We start from the raw sequence: 23,675 nt of genomic DNA, 5'->3' as shown, positions 1-23,675 counted from the left end.
AATCACAATATTTTTAGTCTAATATTAGTTTCTTGATATGGTTTTGTGCTATTATAAAAATGGTACTAAATCGAATAAGGGGTTATTACGTTGAACGCATACTATAAAGCAGGTCAACATATTAAAGTTCGTGTGACTGGAATTCAACCGTATGGCGCATTTGTTGAAACCCCTGATAATACTGAAGGTTTAATTCACATATCCGAAGTGATGGACGATTATGTGCATGACTTGAAGAAATTTTTATCACCTGGACAAGTTGTGAGAGCGAAGATTATTTCTATCGATGAAGAGGGTAAGCTCAACTTGTCATTAAAGGACAATAAATATTTTAAAAATTATGAGCGTAAAAAAGAAAAACGTTCAGTATTAGATGATATTAAAGAAACCGAGAAGTATGGGTTTCAAACAATTAAAGAACGCTTGCCGGTTTGGATTAAACAGTCCAAGAAAGCAATTAAAGAAGAATAATTTAATGCGCAAAGCACTATCACATTTGAGTTGTGGTAGTGCTTTTTTTGGGGGAGACGCACAGAAATCTTAGATTTCGTTGTGCGTCCCCCGCGAGGCTGACTAGGACTTGAGACAGCGCCAGCTATATCAAGTGCAGACAGCTACCGCGAAATTGCGAAGATAGAACAAACAGAAAGAGATATATTCTTTTTCGATAATAAGATAATGGACAGAAATTAGAATAATTTCGTAGTCTTGCTCCCGCGAGGCTAACTAGACTTCATAAAAGCGAAAGCCATTATGAAGTCAGACAGCTACCGCGAAGTTGTAAAGATATGACAGACAGTAAAAGGTTTATTCTTTTTACGATAATAAGATAATGGACAGAAATCTATGATTGTTCCGAAAACATAGTTGAAGTTCCTTCTTAGCAGAGTACAAATGAGCATACAGATGTTTTATAGATAAATCTTAAACTCTGCTCATTTAAATCTAGGACATTTAAGTTATGCAAATCAGTTTAACGGGTAGAGTATATTAGTTAAAATGTATGCGCATGAATATAAATAACGAGATGGAGGTCTCATAATGGATCAAAAGTTTCAACCTTTATTTGAATCATTAACATTCCCTAACAAATCAGAAATACGAAATCGCTTTGTACTTGCACCGCTTACGCATGTCTCTTCAAATGATGATGGCTCAATTTCTGATGTCGAAATTGATTACATGCGTCAACGTTCTAAAGATGTTGGCCTAGCTATCAGTGCAGCAAGTAATGTCAATGACGTAGGGAAAGCCTTCCCAGGACAACCCTCAGTCGCACATGACTCAAATATGGATGGTTTAAAACGTCTCGCGCAAGCAATGAAAGAGAATGGTGCTAAAGCCATTGTTCAAATTCATCATGGCGGGGCACAAGCTTTACCGCAACTCACTCCAGATGGTGATGTCGTAGCACCTTCTGAAATAGATCTGAAAAGCTTCGGTGATCCGAAAGAACACCATGCACGTCCAATTACAGAAGAAGAAATCGAACAGACGATTAAAGACTTTGGAGAAGCGACACGTCGTGTGATTGAAGCAGGATTTGATGGTGTCGAAATTCATGGTGCGAACCACTATCTCATTCATCAATTCGTGTCACCTTATTACAATCGCAGAGACGACCAATGGGGTGAAGATCGCTTACTTTTCCCAATGCGTGTTGTAGACGAAGTAACACAAACAGTTCAACAACATGCAGATGATGACTTTATCGTCGGTTATCGTTTCTCACCTGAGGAAGCTGAATCTCCAGGAATTTCAATGGAAATCACAGAACAACTCGTGAAAGCGCTCGTTGAGAAACCGTTAGATTATCTTCACGCATCATTGATGGATATTGAATCTCCAACACGTGAAGGTAAGTACAAAGATATTCAGCGTGTTGAACTCTTGCATAAATGGATTGACGGTAAGATGCCGCTCATCGGTATCGGTTCAATCTTCACAGCAGAAGATGCGTTGAAAGCGATCCAATCTGGTAATGTTGAGCTCATCGCGTTAGGTAGAGAAATACTCTTAGACTATCGATTTGTTGAGAAGATTAAAGATGGTCGCACAGATGAGATTATTTCACAATATGACCCTGAACGTGAAGATCGCCACAACTTGCCACCAAAATTATGGAAACAGTTTGATGACGGATTCTATCCACTTCCACGTACTGACGGCAAATAATTCATAGGTAAAATATAAAATGTATTCTAGCTACGAGTCTAGGACGTACTTTAAAGTTATTTAATTTTCAATGTATTGACTCTCGCTTGCTTGGGAGAAGTACAGAAATCTATGATTTCGTAGTACTTTCCCCGGAAAGCTGACTAGAGTTCGAGAAAGCGATAGCTTTCTTGAATTCAGACAGCTACTGCGTAGGACCACACTCAACTAATTCTTTTCGCTCAAAGAGCGCAAAGAATGGATTTTCGTTGTGGTCTTAGTTCCATCAAGCATCTCGAGTCGTCATTGAAAATATACTTAAAGCTCATTTTAAGCATGATTTTCATTCATCTTAAACGTTAACTTCTATTAATGTACCAGGCTCGTAGTATTATTTATGGATTCCTATAATTCGTCTGATTTAAAAATTGTCACTCTCAACAAATTTCCGGACGCGACAATTCCAACGCTCCTCATACATTATCTCATTCTCTTTAGCTACATTGACGTCCAATTTCTCTTTCAATTAGCTAATATTTTACCACTCTACCCCCTCCTAAAATTGAATTTCAGACTGCTATAAGTATTCTCTTGTTGTTTTACACGAATCATGTCATTATATATGTAAGGGTTTTCAAAATACAACAGAGGGGGACTCAACTATGATTCCGTACAAACACGAACCTTTTACAGATTTCAGCAACAAAGACAATATCGAAGCGTATCACCAAGCTTTAGCCAAAGTAGAACAAGAGCTTGGACAAACGTACCCTTTGATTATTAATGGCGAACGTATCTTTACTGATGACACGACACGTTCTTACAATCCATCGAATCGCGAAGAGACGATTGGCTATGTGTCGAAAGCCACTCAAGAACACGCGAAACAAGCGGTAGAAGCGGCGAAAGATGCGTTCGAGACTTGGCGTAATGTTGCACCAGAAACACGTGCGAACATTCTCTTCAGAGCTGCTGCGATTACCAGACGCCGTAAGCATGAATTCTCTGCATGGCTCACTAAAGAAGGCGGTAAACCTTGGAAAGAAGCGGATGCGGATACTGCGGAAGCGATTGACTTTATGGAATACTATGGACGTGAAATGTTGCGTTTGAAAGATGGTAAACCTGTTGAAAGTCGTTCGGGTGAATATAATCAATATGATTATTTACCTATCGGCGTGAGCGTCGTTATTTCACCGTGGAACTTTGCGTTAGCGATTATGGCGGGAACTACAGTAGCACCAGTGGTCACTGGTAACACAGTCTTACTCAAACCGTCGTCCAACACACCAGTCGTATCGTATAAATTTATGGAAGTACTTGAAGAAGTAGGATTACCGAAAGGCGTAGTGAACTGGATTCCAGGTTCCTCTGCAGACATCGGTGATTTCCTAGTTGAACATAAAGATGTAGGATTGATTTCATTTACTGGCTCTAAACGTGTAGGCACAGATATTATGCAACGTGCTGCTCAAATTCAAGACGGTCAATATCATATGAAACGTGTCATTGCTGAAATGGGTGGTAAAGACACGATTGTCGTTGATGACGAAGCAAACTTAGATACAGCAACAGATGCAATTATCCACTCAGCATTTGGTTTCTCAGGTCAGAAATGTTCCGCTTGCTCACGTGTCATTGCAGTAGAGGGTATCTATGATGAGTTGCTTGAGCGTGTGGCGGCACGTACTGAGGAATTAACAGTAGGTGACGCGAGTGATTACCGTAACTTTATGGGTCCAGTGATTGACCAGAAATCATTAGATAAGATCAAAGACTATATTGAAATCGGTAAAGAAGAAGGGCGTTTAGTGATTGGCGGCCACACTGAAGAAACAGTAGGTAACTTCGTACATCCGACTGTCTTCGCAGATCTCGCTCATGATTCTCGTGTGATGCAAGAAGAAATCTTCGGACCAGTAGTTGGTTTTGCGAAAGCACAAGATTTCGATCAAGCAATTGAATTTGCTAATGCGACAGAATATGGTTTAACAGGTGCAGTAATTTCAAATAATCGCATGAAACTTGAACAGGCACGTCGTGATTTCAAGGTAGGTAACTTGTATTTTAACAGAGGATGTACCGGTGCAGTCGTAGGTTATCAACCATTTGGTGGCTTTAAAATGTCAGGTACCGATTCGAAAGCAGGCGGCCCAGATTATCTCGTTCTACACATGCAAGGACGAACTGTGTCAGAACACTTATAATATTTTTTGCATTTTTCAAAATTCATGAACCTCAAGCGCGCCAAGCATCAACGGATATTGACTCAATATAATGTTAAATAAGAGTAAACTTATTTTTATAAAATAGTTTCAGTTATGCACTAAATAAGTTATGCTAAGGATAACTAATCAATTAGGATTTATTTCCTAAAAATATATACAAAGGGGAGATATCATGACAAAAACAGAAGAAATCATTGAAAAAACAAATCATTATGGTGCGCATAACTACGTGCCACTACCAATCGTCATTTCTGAAGCTGAAGGGGTATGGGTGAAAGACCCTGAAGGTAATAAATACATGGATATGTTATCTGCGTACTCAGCAGTGAACCAAGGTCATAGACACCCTAAGATTATTCAAGCATTGAAAGATCAAGCTGAGAAAGCAACACTCGTGTCACGTGCATTCCACAGTGATAACTTAGGTGACTGGTATGAAAAGATTTGTAAATTAGCAGGTAAAGAGAAAGCTTTACCAATGAACACAGGTGCTGAAGCGGTAGAAACTGCATTGAAAGCAGCGCGTCGTTGGGCTTATGAGAAGAAACAAATTGAACCAGACAAAGCTGAAATCATCGCGTTCAATGGTAACTTCCACGGTCGTACAATGGCACCAGTTTCACTTTCTTCTGAAAAAGAATATCAACGTGGTTACGGCCCATTATTAGATGGATTCCGCAAAGTAGACTTTGGTGATATCGAACAAGTGAAACAAGCTATCAATGAAAACACTGCAGCTGTGCTTATCGAACCTATCCAAGGTGAAGCAGGTATTAACGTACCACCAGAAGGTTACTTGAAAGAAATCAGAGAACTTTGTGATGAACACAATGTATTATTCATTGCTGACGAAATTCAAGCAGGACTTTGCCGTTCAGGTAAACTCTTCGCTACAGACTGGGATGACGTGAAACCAGATGTTTACATCTTAGGTAAAGCATTAGGTGGCGGTGTACTACCTATTTCAGTCGTGCTCGCTGATGAAGAAGTATTAGGCGTATTCACTCCAGGCTCTCATGGTTCAACATTCGGTGGTAACCCACTCGCTTGTGCGGTATCAATGGCTGCGATCGACGTGCTTATCGATGAAGACTTAGCAGGTCGTTCAAGAGAGTTAGGTGAATACTTCAAAGCTGAATTAGAAAAAATTGATAATCCAGTTATTAAAGAAGTAAGAGGTCGCGGATTATTTATCGGTATCGAATTACACGAAAGTGCAAGACCTTACTGTGAACGCTTAAAAGAAGAAGGTCTCTTATGTAAAGAAACACATGACACTGTTATCCGTTTCGCACCACCACTTATCATTTCTAAAGAAGAATTAGACTTTGCTATCGATAAAGTGAAGAAAGTCTTTGCACAATAATACTTCTGAACAAGAATTCTAGTTATTGAGTTCAAAATAGTATCATTTTCTAACATCAGGCTGTAGCAATGATAAAAATTAAGTGATAAAAATGCCTTTGAAATTGTACTTTTGATGCACGATTTGAGAGGTAGAACAACTTAATTCATTTGTCTACAGTCTGAGTCTTTAAAAAGCTATAACTTATGTTACAATTACCATGAAAGCGAAATCATTGTTACGAAAAAGAGGCGAAATGAATCATGACTGAAAATAATAATTTAGTGACTTCTACGCAACAAATTATTAAAGAAGCATTGCATAAATTAGGTTTTGACGACGGTATGTACGACTTAATTAAAGAACCTTTAAGATTCTTACAAGTCCGTATACCTGTACGCATGGACGATGGCTCTGTAAAGACTTTTACTGGTTATCGTGCACAGCATAATGACGCTGTTGGTCCAACTAAAGGTGGGGTACGTTTCCACCCAGACGTTGACGAAGAAGAAGTTAAAGCACTTTCAATGTGGATGACATTGAAATGTGGGATTGTTGACTTACCATACGGCGGTGGTAAAGGCGGTATCATCTGTGACCCACGTGAAATGAGTATTCATGAGGTTGAACGTCTATCTCGTGGTTACGTACGTGCGATTTCACAATTCGTAGGACCTACGAAAGACATCCCAGCACCAGACGTATTTACAAACTCTCAAATCATGGCATGGATGATGGACGAATATAGTTCACTAGATAAATTTAATTCACCAGGATTCATCACAGGTAAACCAATTGTACTCGGCGGTTCTCAAGGCCGTGACCGTTCAACTGCATTAGGCGTAGTTATCGCAATTGAACAAGCGGCGAAACGTAGAGGTAGAGAAATCAAAGATTCTCGCGTAGTTATCCAAGGTTTCGGTAACGCAGGTAGCTTCTTAGCTAAGTTCTTATATGACTTAGGTGCTAAAATTGTAGGTATTTCAGATGCTTACGGTGCGTTACATGACCCTGAAGGCTTAGATATTGATTATCTACTCGATCGTAGAGACAGCTTCGGTACAGTAACAAACTTATTCGACGACACTATTTCTAATAAAGAATTATTTGAAATTGATTGCGATATCTTAGTTCCAGCAGCAATCGCAAATCAAATTACAGCTGACAATGCAAACGATATTAAAGCGGATATCGTTGTTGAAGCTGCCAATGGTCCAACAACACCTGAAGCAACACGTATCTTAACTGAACGTGATGTATTACTCGTACCAGACGTGTTAGCGAGTGCAGGTGGCGTAACAGTATCTTACTTCGAATGGGTTCAGAATAACCAAGGTTATTACTGGTCAGAAGATGAAGTTAATGAAAAAATGCGTGAAAAATTAACAACTGCATTTGATACGATCTATGAATTGTCTCAAAACCGTAAGATTGATATGCGTTTAGCAGCTTATATCGTTGGTCTTAAACGTACTGCTGAAGCTGCACGTTACCGTGGTTGGGCGTAAGCTTTAACTCAAGATGATAACTTTCAATATATTAAAAAAGGTTCAACTTGAAGAGTGATTTTCAAGTTGAACCTTTTGTCGTATTCAGGTGAAAAAATTAATTTATATTGTTACGTAAGTGTTCGAGAGAGAAGCACAGAAATCTCTGATTTCGTTGTGCTTCCTCCGCAAGGCTGACTAGTACTTGGGACAGCGTCAGCTATCACAAGTACAGACAGCTACTGCGCTTTCTTTAAAATAGCATGAATTGGAAGACATTCATCTACGAAGTCGCGTAATCGAGCTTAGCCCATCGTAGCCAAGATGACAGCTTTAATTGTATGCAAGCGATTCTCAGCTTGATCAAAGACTTTTGAACTGTCGCTATAGAAGACTTGATCTGTAACTTCCATTTCTTCAATACCGTATTTCTGCGCAATTTCTTGACCGTATGTGGTCTCTGTATTATGAAAGGCGGGAAGACAATGTAAGAAGATCGTGTCCTTTTTACCTGTAGCTTGAAGTAACTCCTCGTTAACTTGATAAGCTTGTAACATATCAAGACGCTCTTCGAAATGTTCTTCCTCACCCATAGACACCCAAACGTCAGTGTACAAGACATCAGCCTGTTTCACAGCCGAATGAGGGTCAGTCATAATAGATACTTCAGAACCATGTTGTTCAGCAAATTGACGCGCTAACTCAACAGTCTCTGTGTCGGGCTGGAGTGTAGTAGGAGAACAAATACGAATGTTCACACCTAAGATTGTCGCTGCGATCATTAAAGAGCGTGCTACGTTGTTACGACCATCTCCAAGATAGGTTACAGTGAGGTCTTCTAACGTATTGAAATGCTCTTTAATCGTCATGAAGTCAGCGAGTGATTGCGTAGGGTGCCATTCATTGGTAAGACCATTCCAAATTGGAATATTGGCATACTTCGCGAGTGTTTCGACATTGGTATGCGCAAACCCACGATAGGCAATACCATCAAAGAGACGGCCGAGCACAAGAGCGGTGTCTCTAATGGATTCTTTCTGGCCTAATTGTAGATCGTTCTTATTTAAATATTCCACATTGGCTCCAAGATCGTTTGCTGCTACAGTAAAGGCAGCACGTGTACGCGTTGAACTCTTCTCAAAGATTAAGGCGATATTTTTATTCTGAAGATAATTGTGCGGCTCTCCATCTTGTTTCAGCTGTTTCAAGTCAATCGCCATGTCGATTAAACGATTTAAATCTTCTTGGGTATAATCGCTTTCTTTCAAGAACGATTGGCCGTTTAAGTTAAGGTGAGTTGGAATGTCAGACATCATCATCCCCCTTTCTATAATAGTAAATTACATATTCGCTTTAATATGTTCGAGTTGTTGACGTACTGCTTCTTGACCCGTAGAACCGTAGCTTGTACGACGTTTCACACAACTCTCAGGTCTTAAATAATCATAGATATCGCTTTCGATAGCGGGATGTGCTTGTTGATATTCTTCAAGCGGCACGTCGAGTAAATAGATGCCTTGTTGCGTACATGATAGGACGATTTGACCTACGATTTCATGCGCTTTACGGAATGGTACGTCTTTAGAAACGAGATAGTCGGCAAGTTCTGTTGCGTTTGAAAAGTCGTGCGTGACTTCATCTTGTAAGTGATCGACATTGACTGTCATAGTGCTCAACATACCTTCAAAGATACGTAAACTACCTTTGATAGTGCGCACAGCATCAAATAAGCCTTCTTTATCTTCTTGCATATCTTTATTGTAGGCGAGAGGGAGACCTTTTAAAGTCACTAACATACTCATGAGATGACCTGTCGTTCTACCTACTTTACCTCTGATGAGTTCTGCCATATCTGGATTCTTCTTCTGAGGCATAATCGATGACCCTGTAGAGAATGCATCAGAAAGTGTGACGAATTTCGCTTCTTCACTAGACCAGAAGATGATTTCTTCAGCAAAACGTGAGAGGTGTACCATCGTCAATGAAATATTATGCAACGTTTCTACAATGTAATCACGGTCACTGACAGCATCGAGACTATTTTCATACAATGAACCGAAATCAAGCAGTTCTTGTGTACGGTGACGGTCGATAGGGTAAGTTGTACCGCTCAAGGCCGCTGCACCGAGTGGAGACATATCGATACGTGCTAAACTGTCTTCGAAACGACTATAGTCACGCTGTAACATCCAATAGTACGTCAGGATGTGATGTGCAAATGAGATAGGTTGCGCACGTTGAAGATGTGTATAACCTGGCATAATCGTTTCAACATGCTGATCGGCAATATTAACGATCGTGTGTTGTAATTTACGCACCATCTCCATGATGGCTTGAACTTCTGTCTTTGTATATAAGTGCATATCTGTAGCGATTTGGTCGTTTCTGCTACGTCCCGTATGCAGACGTCCGCCAGCTTCACCAATACGTTGGATGAGCTCGTGTTCAATGTTGAGATGGATGTCTTCAAGACTGACATCCCAAGACATCTTGCCATCATGATAATCTTTCTGTATGCCTTTGAGACCTTCAATGATCGCTTGGCTATCCGCTTCTGTAATAATGCCTTGTTCAGCTAACATTGTGGCATGCGCAATGCTACCTTCGACATCATAGTCAATTAAAGTTTGATCGAAATGGATGGACGCGTTAAACGCATCCACCCATTCCTCAGGTGTTTCACTAAATCTGCCACCCCAAGCTTTCTTACTCATTGCTATAACCTCCGTGCAACATTGAGTTCACTTGTGTTGGTAAGCCGAAGATATCGATAAAGCCAACTGCTGCTTCTTGGTTGAAAGCATCGTCTTTAGTATAAGTTGCTAATTTTTCATTATATAAAGTGTAAGGAGATTGACGACCATTCACTGTGACATTACCTTTGTAAAGTTTCACACGTACATCACCAGTCACGTAAGTTTGTGTACTGTCAATGAAGAGTTTCAAGCTGTCACTTAATGGTGAGAACCATAAGCCATTGTAGATTTGTTCAGAGAATTGTTTCTCAATGACTGGTTTAAAATGCGCCACGTCTTTCGTTAACGTGATTGTTTCTAACGCTCTGTGCGCAGTTTGAATGACTTCAGCAGCTGGTGTTTCGTAAACCTCTCTTGATTTAATACCTACGAGACGGTTCTCAACATGGTCGATTCTGCCGACACCATGTTTACCAGCAAGTTTATTTAAGTGAAGAATCATTTCAGTTAAAGGCATCTTCTTATCATTAAGTGATACAGGTAAGCCTTCTTCAAAATGGATGACGATTTCTTCAGCTTCGTCTGGTGCATCCTCTGGTGCATTAGTTAAGTCGAATGCATCTTCTGGAGGAGCTGCATATGGATCTTCAAGGATACCGCATTCGTTTGCTCTGCCCCATAAGTTCTGGTCGATTGAGTATGGAGAATCTTGTTCAATTGGTAATGGAATATCATGTTTCTTCGCATACTCGATTTCTTCTTCACGGCTCCAGCCCCATTCTCTAACTGGCGCGAAAGCTTTTAAGTTAGGGTTAAGTGCTTTGATTGCTACTTCGAAACGAACTTGGTCGTTACCTTTACCTGTACAACCATGTGCGATACCGATTGCGTTTGTTTTTTCTGCAATTTCTACGAGCTTTTTAGAAATAAGCGGACGAGATAACGCAGAAACGAGAGGGTACGTATTTTCATATTGTAAGTTACCTTTGATGGCATAACTTACATAGTCCTCTGTGAATTCTTCTGTCGCGTCGATGATATGACATTCAACTGCGCCCATGTCTAATGCTTTTTGATGGACAACGTCGAGATCTTTACCTTCCCCAACGTCTAAACAACAAGCAACGACGTCATAACCTTTCTCGATTAACCAATGTACTGCTACGCTTGTATCTAAACCACCTGAATACGCTAATACAATTTTATCTTTCATGTCGAACACCTCGTTTATTAATTTTCTGAATATGATAGTTCTTATCATAGCAGATAAAATGCGTTTTGAAAACCATAAATATACAAAAACTTGCATAAATAAATTATACAACACTATCTTTTTCGATAATGGCAGTAGTTTTAAGAGGTTAATTTTATATAAAGTGCATAAAAAGAGGTATATATTTATAAAATATACAGTGATATTCATCTTTCTATAAAGTGAGAAAGGGCGTGAGTCTATAGTGCGGTAGATAACTCATTTGAATCGGCCACTTAAACTTAGTAAAATATATTTGTAATTAAAAACTCAGGAGGCAGTTTAATGACTCATATTCAATTAGATTACGGTAAGACTTTAGAATTCTTCGGAGAGCACGAATTAGAACAACAGAAAGACAATGTTAAAGCAATTCACCAAACGATTCATAACGGGTCTGGTGCTGGCAGTGACTTCTTAGGCTGGTTAGATCTTCCTGTAGATTATGACAAAGAAGAGTTTAAACGTATCATTGAAGTGGCGAAACGCGTGAAAGGCCATTCAGATGTGTTTGTCGTGATTGGTATCGGTGGTTCCTATTTAGGTGCACGCGCAGCCATTGAAATGTTAACTTCTTCTTTCAGAAATAGTACAGAATTTCCTGAAATCGTCTTTGTAGGTAACCATTTATCTTCATCTTATACGCATGAGTTAATCCAATACTTAGATGGTAAAGATTTCTCAGTGAATGTCATTTCTAAATCAGGTACGACGACAGAACCTGCTGTATCATTTAGGTTATTTAAACAGTTACTTGAAGATAAATATGGTAAAGATGAAGCGAAAGAACGTATCTTTGCGACAACAGATAAAGAGAAAGGTGCTTTGAAACAGTTAGCGACAAACGAAGGTTATGAAACTTTCGTCGTGCCTGATGATGTAGGTGGTCGTTATTCAGTTCTCACAGCAGTAGGCCTTTTACCTATAGCGGTAGCAGGAATCGACGTAGAAGCGATGATGCAAGGGGCTGCGAAAGCACGTGAAGAACTCTCATCAGACGAGTTAGAGAACAACATTGCGTATCAATATGCGACAATCCGTAACATCCTTTACACGAAAGGCTACACAACTGAGATGTTAATCAACTATGAACCATCACTTTCATACTTCAATGAGTGGTGGAAACAGTTGTACGGTGAGTCAGAAGGTAAGGATTACAAAGGTATCTATCCTTCAAGTGCCAACTACACTACAGATTTACACTCTTTAGGCCAATACGTTCAAGAGGGACGCCGTTTCTTATTTGAAACTGTATTGAAAGTTGATACGCCTAAACATGATATCAAGATTGAAGAAGCTCCAGACGACTTAGATGGCTTAAACTATTTAGCTGGTAAAACGATGGACGAAGTGAATACGAAAGCGTTCGAAGGTACATTGCTCGCTCACACAGATGGTGGCGTGCCTAACTTAGTTGTTCGCGTACCTCGTTTAGATGCTGAAACATTCGGCTATCTCGTTTACTTCTTTGAATTAGCGTGTGCGATGAGCGGCTATCAATTAGGCGTGAATCCATTTAACCAACCAGGTGTAGAAGCGTATAAACAAAATATGTTTGCGTTGTTAGGTAAGCCTGGTTATGAAGATAAAAAAGAAGCGTTGGAAAAACGTCTATAATTGAAGTGTGATGACCCGCGGATGAATAATGTCTGCGGGTTTTGTTTTGTGATGAAGTAGTATATGTTTCTGTCATGTAATAAGTTAATGCCTTCTACTAATTTACAATACTGCGTATTGAGTGTGGGAGAATCGGCTCACTTTCATAGGGGGCCGCGCTCAACTAATTTTTTCTCGCTAACTAGGCTCGAAAAAATGGATTTTCGCTGCGTCCTGAATCCTTCATGAGTTTCGCCTTCTCCTCCCACTATACTCGTGCTGCAAGAGTTCTATTATTAATTTCTTTCTAATAACATATTTTATTTCATCACAAATTCTCTTTTGATTTTTGGTTTAATTTAGTGTGTAGAGGATTAGAATGTCTTCTTTTAAATTAGTTGTTTTCATAGAATTTTTATTTCGTTTAATAATATTCAACGCCATAATCGCACGTTTTCTATTTTGTTTGAGATTGTTTAATATCGAGTTTCAAGTACTAAAATGTTTCTTGCTAATTTGTAATACTGCGTATTGTAAAAGTGGCTGCGCTTTCTTAGAGGGTCACGCTTAACTAATTTTTTCTCGCTAACTTAGCTCGAAAAAATGGATTTTCGCTGTGCCCTTAATCTCTCAAGAGTCTTGCCATTTTCCTGCACTTGTATTGCAAGAGTACGTAGAAGAAAATATAACGTATTACGTTCTATTTAAAACTTCCCACGTCTAACTAGACTTTTTCTTTTATTATAGGAGTTAAAGTTAGTGTCTCTATTTGATTTGCAATATTGCGTATTGGGGAGAAGCGCAGAAATCTTTGATTTCGTAGTGTTTCCCCCGCGAGGATGACTAGAATTCGAGAAAGCGAGGTGCCTTCTCGAATTCAGTCAACTACCGCGAATGGTCAACTCATTTCATCTTTCTACATCTCGCGACTGATTTATCTGAGATTCAGATGTAATATTTTTCATTATATGGCTCGCATTTTATAATAGAGGAGAATTTATTGTAGTAGAACGGGAATTCCAACGTTCTACTTAAGGGGTTATGCAATGCCTAGAATACTAAAACATTTGATTTCTCTCGTCATAGCAATTATTATTGTACTGTTGATTCAGACATTTCTCATCAGAGGCTACGTGGTGCAAGATAAAGCAATGCAACCGAAGTTGTCTCCAGATGATCGCGTGATTATTAATAAAGTAAATACGATGTTTAATCGTCTGCACAGCGGCGATGTGATACTGTATCGTCAACATGGTCAGTTACATATAAGTCGGATTATCGGGCAACCTGGAGAGACGATTGAGTTTAAGAAAGGTCAGTTATATCGCAACGATCGACAAGTGGATGAACCTTATGCAACGCAAGGACAGATTAAACATTTAGAATTGCGACATGTGAAAGGGTCTGAAGGCGATATCGTGCCACCAGATGCCTACTTCGTATTGAATGATCAGCGCAAAGACCACAGAGATTCTAGAACATATGGTTATATACAACATTCAGATATTATCGGTCATGTGAGTTTCAGATACTATCCATTGCAACGCATGACTTGGCAATTTAAAGGAGATTGAGGTGTAGAACGTGAAGAAAGAAATTAAAGAGTGGATTATAGCGATAGCGATTGCAGTTATCTTCATCGTTGTAATCACTAAATTTGTCGGGAAATCCTATACGGTACGTGGTGATTCCATGTATCCTACTTTAAAGGATGGAGAGCGCGTTATCGTTAATATCGCGGGTGTTAAAATGGGCCATCTAGAGAAAGGAAATGTTATCGTCTTCCATTCTCAAGAGAAAGATGACTACGTGAAACGTATTATTGGTACACCAGGCGATAAAGTGGAATATAAGAAAGACCAACTTTATGTTAATGGTAAAAAGGTAAAAGAACCTTACTTAGATTATAATGAAAAACATAAACACCTAGATTATATTACTTCCGAAGATTGGAGTACGAAAAAAATCAACAATGGTAAGGCCGAAATTCCTAAAGGCAAACTTCTTGTACTTGGAGATAACCGTGAAGTAAGTAAAGATAGCCGTTCATTCGGTTTAATCGACAAAGATAAAGTAGTGGGTAAAGTCGCACTACGTTATTGGCCATTTAGTCAATGGAAAGCGAATTTCAATCCAGATACAAAATATGAATAATTGAGCAACTACTCCATAATTTAAAATTATGGAGTAGTTTTGGTAGAAGCACAGAAATCTTTGATTTCGTCGTGCTTCACCCGCAAGGATGACTAGAGTTCGAAACAGCGAAAGCGATTTCGAACTCAGACATCTACTGCGACGCTTACTATTTTCTCTTTACTTAACTCAAGAACTGTTTTGTGTCGTGTTTTCGTATATGTTTATTTATGTAGAGACGTGCTTAAAATGTTTACACGTTCTTCCTTTTTTATATACTAGAATCGTATTTAATCATCTTATTCTTCACATATTTTTTTATCTCAACCTTAAATTCCAACCCTCTATATTGAATTCAATGCCCCATACTGATACATAGAGAAAATTTTTCTACGCTGGTCCTATGCGTGTTAAACTATCTTTTGAAGGAGTGTTTTTTATGTTTTTGGATGTGTTATACGGCAAGGCGGGCACAGGTAAATCTTATGCGATGCTAGAAGAAATCAAAGAGAAGATGCGTGAGAATCCATTGGGAGACCCTATTATTCTCATTGCGCCTACGCAGAATACGTTTCAGCTTGAACAAGCGTTTGTGAATGACCCAGATCTTCGAGGAAGTTTGCGTACAGAAGTACTTCACTTTGAGCGTCTGAGTCATCGCGTGTTTCAAGAAGTAGGTGGACTGAACGAAGAACAATTATCTAAAGCAGCTACAGAGATGATGATCTATGATATTTTGCATGAGGAGAAATCTGAACTTCAACTCTATGGTTCTCAAATTGACTATTATGGTTTTAGTGAAAAGCTCTACGAACAAATTCAAGATTTTAAAAAATATGCAGTAAGCCCAGAGCAAATAACTGAACTCATTGCCACGCATCCTATGCAAACACGCATGAAACATAAATTACACGATATTGCGCATATTTATCAGCGTCTAGAAGACCGTATTCAAGGTAATTATGTTTCTACCGAAGATACATTACAACGCTTTATCGAAATGATGCCACAATCGGATTGGTTGTCACGTGCTGAGATTTACATAGATGGTTTCCACAACTTCTCTACGTTAGAGTATCAAATCATCCGTGGATTGGCTCAGAACTGTAAACGCGTGAGTGTCTTGTTGACGACGAATGGCGACAAAGACACGTTTAGTCTGTTCAGAAAGCCTTCAGAAGTGTTAACGCATCTTGAAGACATCGCGCATGATTTAGGCATGACACTACATAAGCGTCAGTTCAAACAACAACAACGCTTTCTCACAGAAGATTTAAGTCACCTTGAGCACCAATTTGATGCTTTACAACCCTCAACAGTGAATGCGCAAGGCAATATTCGCATTCTTGAATCGTCTTCTATGCGCGAAGAGGTGAACGAGGTCGCGCGACAAATTATTAAAGATAATCGCGAACACGGACGTCGTTACCAAGATGTGGCGATTCTCTACCGTGACGAGAGTTATGCGTATCTCTTAGAGTCTATTCTGCCACAATACGATATTCCTTACCATATTGATGTGAAACGTTCAATGACGCACCATCCAGTGATGGAAATGTTCCGCTCGCTCATTGAAGTGGTGCAGACGAACTGGAATTTCGAGCCACTTATGCGCTTATTTAAGACAGGTGTACTTACTCGAAATACGAAAGATGACCACTATCTCATTGATTTACTAGAGAATTTCGTTCTCGAGCGCGGTATTTACGGTCAACGTTGGATTGATGACCGTTATTTTACTATTGAGCAGTTTAGTAAAATGGGCCTAAAACATCATAAATTAACTGAAGAAGATCGTGAAACGTTTGAAAAGGTAGTCCAACTCAAATCCTATGTCATGGATCATGTCCTACAGCTTGAACGTAACTTGAAAGCAGCGACGACAGCTGTAGAATACGCGACGGCTTTCTATGAAACGATTGAAGACTTTGGTTTGCCGAACCAACTCATGACAGAGCGTGATGAATTTGAAGTTGAGGGAGAGACGCAGAAAGCGGAAGAAATTGACCAGATTTGGCAAGGCTTTATCCAAACGCTTGATGACTTAGTGCGTGTATTTGATACGTCATCGATGACAGTGAAACGTTTCCTTGAACTCTTGGATATCGGCTTAGATCAACTTGAGTTCGTCATGATTCCTCAGACATTGGATCAGGTTAGTATCGGTACGATGGATTTAGCGAAAGTAGACAACAAAGCACATGTTTATTTAATCGGCGTCAATGATGGTAGTTTACCTCAGTCTGTAAATGCTTCGAGTCTCATTACAGATGATGAGAAACGGCTTTTTGAGGAAAATGCAGATATCGAACTCAGCCCGACATCAGATATTTTACAAATGGATGAAGCATTCGTCTGCTATATCGCAATGACGCGTGCACGCCAACAACTTACGATGTCCTACAGTTTAATGGGCAATAGCGGAGAAGAGAAAGAACCGAGTCCGTATCTTGCGCAAATTCAAGCATTGTTCAATCAACTACCGACGACAAATATCCATCATTACCACCAACGTGAGCCACTTGCGTTAATGCAACATCCACATCAAACGAAGACGGCTTTATTCGAATCTCTACAAGCATGGCTCAACGAAGAAATTGTCGCGGACACATGGCTAGATACGTATCAAGTGCTGAGAGACGATTCTGGGCTTAATGACGGGCTCAATTACTTACTGTCAGCTTTAACTTACAATAACGAGACAGTGCAGTTATCCAATCAGCTTTCTAAAAAGCTTTATGGTAAAACGATGAATGCGAGTGTGTCTCGTTTCGAAGGCTATCAGAACTGTCCATTTAAGCACTATGCATCTCATGGATTGCGTTTAAACGAACGTACGAAGTATAAATTGGAGAACTTTGATTTGGGCGATATCTTCCACCAAGTCTTGCGTTATATTTCAGAACGTTTGAATGGAGATTTTACCAACTTACAACCTAATCAGATTCACCAATTAACTGTAGAGGCACTCAATGAAATTCTGCCAGAAGTGCAATTCAACGTCTTAAATTCCACAGCCTACTATCGTTATCTGTCACAACGAATTGGCACGATTGTCGAAAGTACGTTGAAAGCGTTGAAGTACCAAGGCGAGCACTCCAAGTTTGTGCCACAACGCTTTGAAGCAGGATTTAGACGTAAACCGCGTAATAACAATGAACTTGAAGCGACGCCACTAAAGACAAGACAAGGTATTCCTATCAATATCCGTGGCCAAATCGACCGCATTGATACGTATCAGAAAGAGGATAAAAGTTATGTCAATGTCGTCGATTATAAATCTTCAAAGACGAGTGGTACGTTAGACTTAACGAAAGTCTATTACGGTCTACAAATGCAAATGATGACATACATGGATGTCGTGCTACAGAACAAGATGCGCTTAGGACTCACGGAGATGACGAAACCAGGTGGACTGTTGTACTTTCATGTGCATCAACCACGCCCGTCATATCAGTTAAATGAGTTGTTACAAAAGGACTTTGGGCAAGAATTTCTAGGTGCATACCGTTTGAATGGCTTGCTTAATGATGACGAAGAGGTGCTCGATGCCTTTGACACACGTTTCGAACCTCAATTCAAATCAGATATCGTTCCTTTGAGAGCGAAAAAAGACGGCGCGTTACATTATTCTAGTAAAGTCGCAAATGAAGAGACGATTTATAAATTCTTGAAGCATAATCGTCAGAACTTTATCGATATTGCTTCAGATATTATGGACGGCCATACAGAAGTGGCACCGCTTCGTTACGACGACAAATTACCATGTGAATTCTGTAATTATCGTGCAGTGTGTCACGTCGATAGTTTAATCGATAGTAAACATTATCGCAGTGTGGATGAAACGATTGATCCACTTCAAGCGATTCAAGATGAGAAGTTAGAAGGTGAAGATAAATGAGAAGTGTAATTCCTGACAAACCTCATGACGTACAGTGGACTGATCAACAATGGAAGAGTATTTATGCGAAAGATCAAGACATTCTCGTAGCTGCAGCAGCAGGTTCAGGGAAGACTGCGGTACTCGTCGAACGCATTATCCAACGCATCTTACGTGACGACATCGATGTCGATCGTCTTCTCGTCGTGACTTTTACCAATGCGAGTGCGAGAGAGATGAAACAACGTGTCGAAGCGCGTATTCAAGAAGCATCGATCGCCGACCCTTCTAACGCTCATTTGAAAGCACAACGTGTGAAGATTCATCAAGCGCAAATCTCAACATTACACAGTTTCTGTTTGAAGCTCATTCAGCAACACTATGATGTGTTGGATATCGACCCGAACTTCAGAACGAGCAGTGAGGCAGAGAACATCCTATTACTCGAGCAGACGATAGATGAGGTCTTAGAACAACATTATGAGAAGTTAGATCCAGCATTTATTGAACTAGCTGAACATCTTGCCTCTGACCGTAGCGATGACCAGTTACGTCAAATCGTGAAACAGTTGTACTTCTTTAGTGTGGCTAACCCTACGCCGTACGCTTGGTTACAGCAACTCGATGAGGCTTACCAAGATGACCGACGTATTGAATCCATGCTTGAGACGATGAAGACGTTCGTAAAAGTGTTCTTACAGGCCGGTAAAGAAGCTTTAGAGAAAAGTCATGAGCTTTTCTCCATGGCGGTTGATACTGAGAAACAAATTGAGACGGTGGAAGCAGAGCTGAAATTCCTCGATAAAGCATTAGAAGGCGACCAAGTGCATCCTGGTGTAATTACTGAACATGAATTGCCTAAACGCTTTCCAACACTTACTAAAAAAATTAAAGAAGCGAACGACGGCATGGAAGAAATGTTGGCGGACGGCAAAGCACAATATGATGCGTATAAAAAGCAACTGACGAAAGTGAAAGAAGAATATCTTTCTCGCTCAGTTGAAGATTTAACTCAAGATATGCAGCGCTTAGCGCCTCGTGTACGTTATTTAGCACAAGTCGCTGAAGATGTCATTAAGCGTTTTAACAAGAAAAAACGTGAACGAAACATTCTCGATTTCTCAGATTATGAACACTTTGCCTTACAAATTCTGACGAAAGCTGACGGTCGCCCTTCAGCAGTGGCAGAAGCCTATCGTGACCAATTTGCGGAAATTCTCGTGGATGAGTACCAAGATACAAACCGTGTGCAAGAGACGATACTACAAAGTATCAAACAAGGCGACGAAGCAGACGGCAACTTATTCATGGTAGGGGATGTAAAGCAATCTATTTATAAATTTAGACAAGCGGATCCTGGATTATTCATCGATAAATATAATCGTTTTACAACAGAAGGTGACGGAACAGGATTACGTATTGATCTGTCTCAAAATTTCCGTTCTCGTAAAGAAGTCCTCTCGACGACGAACTATCTGTTTAAACATATGATGGATGAAGCGGTCGGTGAAATTGAATATGATGATGCCGCGCAACTCTACTACGGCGCGCCATTTGACGAACGTGAGCATCCACTACAGTTAAATATGCTCGTGAAAGATGAGGATTCTGAACTTACGGCGAGTGAACAGGAAGCGGAGTATATCGCGCAACAAGTGGAATATATCATGGAACATAAAGAAGTTTATGATATGAAGACAGGTACCTATCGTAAACCTGAATATAAAGACATCGTTATTCTGGAGCGTAGTTATGGACAGGCGAACACGTTACAACAAGTGTTTAAAGATCACGACATTCCGTTCTTTGTAAACAGTAAGCAAGGGTACTTTGCGCAAACGGAAGTTCAACTCATACTCTCTTTCTTACGTACCGTGGACAATCCGCTTCAAGACATTTATCTTGTCGGCTTAATGCGTTCTGTGATTTATCAATTTACAGAAGATGAGTTGTCTCAAATTCGTGTCATAAGTCCGAATGATGATTATTTCTATCAATCCATCAAACAATATCAACAGTCTGACGAAGCTGATCCAGAACTCGTAGATAAATTGAAGCGTTTCCTTGCGGATATCGCACATTATCAGAACTACAGTCAATCACATCCGGTGTATCAGCTCATCGATAAATTCTACAACGACCACTATGTTATTCAATACTTCAGTGGTTTAGTTGGCGGTAATGGACGACGTGCGAACCTTCATGGACTGTTCAATAAAGCGATAGAGTTCGAGAATTCTAGCTTTAGAGGTTTGTATCAATTTATCCGTTTTATCGACGAATTGATTGAACGTGGAAAAGATTTCGGTGAGGAACAAGTCGTTGGGCCTAACGATGATGTCGTACGTATGATGACGATTCACAGCAGTAAAGGTCTCGAATTTCCATTTGTGATTTATGGTAATCTTAGCGGTCGATTCCAACGCAATGATTTAAATAAAGCTGTGATTCTTAACCAAGAATACGGTTTAGGTATGAAATATTTCGATATGGAGGATTATATCGCTTATCCTTCTCTCGCTTCATTAACTTATCGTGCGATTGCTGAGAAAGAAATGATTTCTGAAGAGATGCGCTTAATCTATGTAGCTTTAACACGTGCGAAAGAACAGCTTTTCCTCATTGGGCGCGTTAAAGAGGATAAAGAATTAGATAACATGGCGAAACAAACGGTGTCAGGCACGCACTTACCTGTTAGTGATCGTTTGACTGCGCAATCACCGATTCAGTTGATTTATCCTATATTGGCTAAACATCAATCACCTGAACTGCCTAGAAATTTACGTTTCGAGGACCATATTGATGATTTGCCTGACGCGATGCATCCTTATGTAACAGTGAATACGACGTATTATGCTGATATCGCTACGGAAAGTGAAGTTCATGCTTCAGAACAACGCACAGTTGAAGACATCGAAGCGCTCAATAGTGGAGATGATGAGTTGAAGTCACAAATTCATCGCCAATTGAGCTATCATTATCCTTACCAAACGGATATTGAGAAACCTTCCAAGCAATCAGTGTCAGAGTTGAAGCGTCAATTAGAGACAGAACAAGCAGATACCAACTATGACCGTGTGAGACAGTATCAAATTGGTTACGCTTCGTACGAGCGACCGACTTTTATGCATGAACAAAAACGTCGTAAAGCGAATGAGAAAGGGACATTGATGCATACTGTCATGCAACATTTACCTTTCCGTCCTGAAGGTTTGACTGAGGATCAACTCGATGCCTATATCGATACATTGATTGATAAAAATATTATCGAAGACGATGCAAAACGGGATATCAGTTACGAAGATATTATGAAGTTTATTCAAAGTGATATTTATCAAGATATCGCACATAGTGAGAAAGTATATCGAGAATTGCCGTTTGTAGTGAACCAAGCCAGTGTGGATCATATTGATACGGATGAAGAAGATGTGTCGATTATTCAAGGTATGATTGACCTGATATACATTAAAGATGGTTGTTATTACTTTCTCGATTACAAGACCGATGCCTTTAACCGCCGTAAAGGAATGACAGATGAAGAGATAGGCCAACAGCTACGTGAGCGTTATCGTGTGCAAATGCAGTATTATAAAGATACGTTAGAAACGATTCTAGATACTGAAGTGAAAGGCTATCTTTACTTCTTTAAATTCAAGACACTGTCCATTGAAGATAGTGAGGGTTAAAGTCATTTTGGTAAAATGATAAAAAATCGGTCTATCATATAAATGACTTCAAGCACGCCATTACCGTAATTATTTAAGGGTAATGCGTGCTTTTTCACATTTAAAAGGTTAATTAATCCATGTCGCAAACTTGACTTGCGAACAATAAAATTTTGAAAATTATGATACTCAGATATTTGTGATTTCTCACAACATTTAGTTATAATGTGATTAAGATTAAGGTGAGGAGCTGATGATGAATGAAATTCCTATCATTCAGATACGAAGGAGAAACATCTTACGGAGTGAAAGTAAAGCGTGAAGAAGCGGCGTGGGATTTAAAGAAAGTCTTCGCTGATTTCGCTCAAGAATCGGACTTTCACCCTAAAACATTATTACAAGGCTTACAACATAATCAATCAGTAGATTTTCAAGAAACAGTACGTAAAGCTGTAGTCGCTGCTGAAGAAAGTGGAAATAGTGAAGCATACAAAGTTCAATTTAACGATATTGAGTTTCTACCACCAGTCACTCCAACCAACAATGTGATTGCGTTTGGTCGTAACTATCAAGAACATGCAGATGAGTTGAATCATGAAGTGCAACGTCTGTACGTCTTCACTAAAGCGGCGTCATCACTCACAGGTGATAATACAACGATTCCAAATCATAAAGATATTACAGATCAACTTGACTACGAAGGCGAGCTTGGCGTTGTCATTGGTAAGGCCGGCGAGAAGATTCCTAAAGGCTTAGCATTAGACTACGTATACGGATATACAATTATTAACGATATTACAGACCGTAAAGCGCAGAAAGCTCACGATCAAGCTTTCCTTTCTAAAAGTTTAACAGGTGGATGCCCAATGGGTCCTTACATCGTGACGAAAGATGAATTACCTGAACCGGATAATGTTAATATCGTAACTAAAGTGAATAACGATATTCGTCAAGACGGGAATACGAGCCAAATGATCTTAAATATTGATGAATTAATTGAAGAAATTTCTAAATACGTGGCATTACATCCAGGGGATATTATTGCGACAGGAACGCCAGCAGGTGTAGGTGCAGGTATGGAACCACCACAATTCTTACAACCTGGCGATGAAGTGAAGATTACTATCGACAATATCGGAACTTTAACGAACTTCATTGCAGATAGTGAAGAATAATAAGATACGATTAATGATGAGCGAGTTGCTTACGAGTGACTCGCTTTTTTTATTTCATGTTCGT

The 23,675-nt window shown here is 39.7% G+C and carries 14 protein-coding genes; 11 read left to right on the top strand and 3 right to left on the bottom strand.

Annotated elements, in window-relative coordinates:
* Positions 1-90 precede the first annotated feature (90 nt).
* The 5 genes from ygs to CD126_RS01325 all read left to right on the top strand — a co-directional run bounded on the left by ygs (position 91) and on the right by CD126_RS01325 (position 7,235).
* Positions 91-471, top strand: a complete 381-nt coding sequence (gene ygs, locus CD126_RS01345) for a S1 domain-containing post-transcriptional regulator Ygs (RefSeq protein ID WP_049406610.1) — start codon at positions 91-93, stop codon at positions 469-471.
* A 570-nt stretch (positions 472-1,041) separates the two neighbouring features.
* A complete protein-coding gene (locus CD126_RS01340) occupies positions 1,042-2,175 on the top strand; it encodes an NADH-dependent flavin oxidoreductase (RefSeq protein WP_103369917.1) in 1,134 nt (377 codons plus the stop codon).
* Between the two features lie 641 nt (positions 2,176-2,816).
* The gene (gene pruA / locus CD126_RS01335) at positions 2,817-4,361 is read left to right on the top strand and encodes an L-glutamate gamma-semialdehyde dehydrogenase (RefSeq protein WP_103369916.1); all 1,545 of its coding nucleotides are present in this window, start codon (positions 2,817-2,819) and stop codon (positions 4,359-4,361) included.
* A 193-nt stretch (positions 4,362-4,554) separates the two neighbouring features.
* Positions 4,555-5,748 carry an ornithine--oxo-acid transaminase gene (locus CD126_RS01330; RefSeq protein ID WP_002472246.1) on the top strand — a complete coding sequence of 398 codons (1,194 nt, stop codon included), beginning with the start codon at positions 4,555-4,557 and terminating at the stop codon, positions 5,746-5,748.
* A 242-nt stretch (positions 5,749-5,990) separates the two neighbouring features.
* Positions 5,991-7,235, top strand: a complete 1,245-nt coding sequence (locus CD126_RS01325; RefSeq protein WP_002472277.1) for a Glu/Leu/Phe/Val family dehydrogenase — start codon at positions 5,991-5,993, stop codon at positions 7,233-7,235.
* Between the two features lie 284 nt (positions 7,236-7,519).
* Here the strand turns inward: CD126_RS01325 and argF are convergent, their stop codons facing one another.
* The 3 genes from argF to CD126_RS01310 are packed head-to-tail and all read right to left on the bottom strand — an operon-like array spanning position 7,520 to position 11,123.
* On the bottom strand, positions 7,520-8,527 hold the full coding sequence (gene argF, locus CD126_RS01320) for an ornithine carbamoyltransferase (RefSeq protein WP_049406619.1): 1,008 nt from the start codon (positions 8,525-8,527) through the stop codon (positions 7,520-7,522).
* Between the two features lie 27 nt (positions 8,528-8,554).
* Complete coding sequence (argH, locus tag CD126_RS01315; RefSeq protein ID WP_103369915.1) at positions 8,555-9,928, bottom strand: argininosuccinate lyase; 1,374 nt, start codon at positions 9,926-9,928, stop codon at positions 8,555-8,557.
* Positions 9,921-11,123, bottom strand: a complete 1,203-nt coding sequence (locus CD126_RS01310) for an argininosuccinate synthase (protein ID WP_002472274.1) — start codon at positions 11,121-11,123, stop codon at positions 9,921-9,923. Before CD126_RS01310 ends, argH begins: the two co-directional genes overlap by 8 nt.
* A gap of 324 nt (positions 11,124-11,447) precedes the next feature.
* Between CD126_RS01310 and CD126_RS01305 the strand changes: the two genes are divergently transcribed.
* From CD126_RS01305 to CD126_RS01280, 6 genes are all read left to right on the top strand, one after another.
* A complete protein-coding gene (locus tag CD126_RS01305) occupies positions 11,448-12,779 on the top strand; it encodes a glucose-6-phosphate isomerase (protein WP_103369914.1) in 1,332 nt (443 codons plus the stop codon).
* Between the two features lie 1,025 nt (positions 12,780-13,804).
* Positions 13,805-14,332 carry a signal peptidase I gene (gene lepB / locus CD126_RS01300; protein ID WP_049406626.1) on the top strand — a complete coding sequence of 176 codons (528 nt, stop codon included), beginning with the start codon at positions 13,805-13,807 and terminating at the stop codon, positions 14,330-14,332.
* Positions 14,333-14,342: 10 nt separating this feature from the next.
* A complete protein-coding gene (lepB, locus tag CD126_RS01295; protein ID WP_103369913.1) occupies positions 14,343-14,912 on the top strand; it encodes a signal peptidase I in 570 nt (189 codons plus the stop codon).
* Positions 14,913-15,330: 418 nt separating this feature from the next.
* Complete coding sequence (addB, locus tag CD126_RS01290; RefSeq protein WP_103369912.1) at positions 15,331-18,792, top strand: helicase-exonuclease AddAB subunit AddB; 3,462 nt, start codon at positions 15,331-15,333, stop codon at positions 18,790-18,792.
* Positions 18,789-22,457, top strand: a complete 3,669-nt coding sequence (gene addA / locus CD126_RS01285; protein WP_103369911.1) for a helicase-exonuclease AddAB subunit AddA — start codon at positions 18,789-18,791, stop codon at positions 22,455-22,457. Before addB ends, addA begins: the two co-directional genes overlap by 4 nt.
* 239 nt (positions 22,458-22,696) lie before the next feature.
* The gene (locus CD126_RS01280) at positions 22,697-23,611 is read left to right on the top strand and encodes a fumarylacetoacetate hydrolase family protein (protein ID WP_049406635.1); all 915 of its coding nucleotides are present in this window, start codon (positions 22,697-22,699) and stop codon (positions 23,609-23,611) included.
* Positions 23,612-23,675: the final 64 nt, after the last annotated feature.

The organism is Staphylococcus pettenkoferi (genome assembly GCF_002902685.1).
Classification (GTDB): domain Bacteria; phylum Bacillota; class Bacilli; order Staphylococcales; family Staphylococcaceae; genus Staphylococcus; species Staphylococcus pettenkoferi.
Note: the sequence above shows the minus strand (reverse complement) of the source record. Positions and strands in the feature narration are given on the sequence as shown.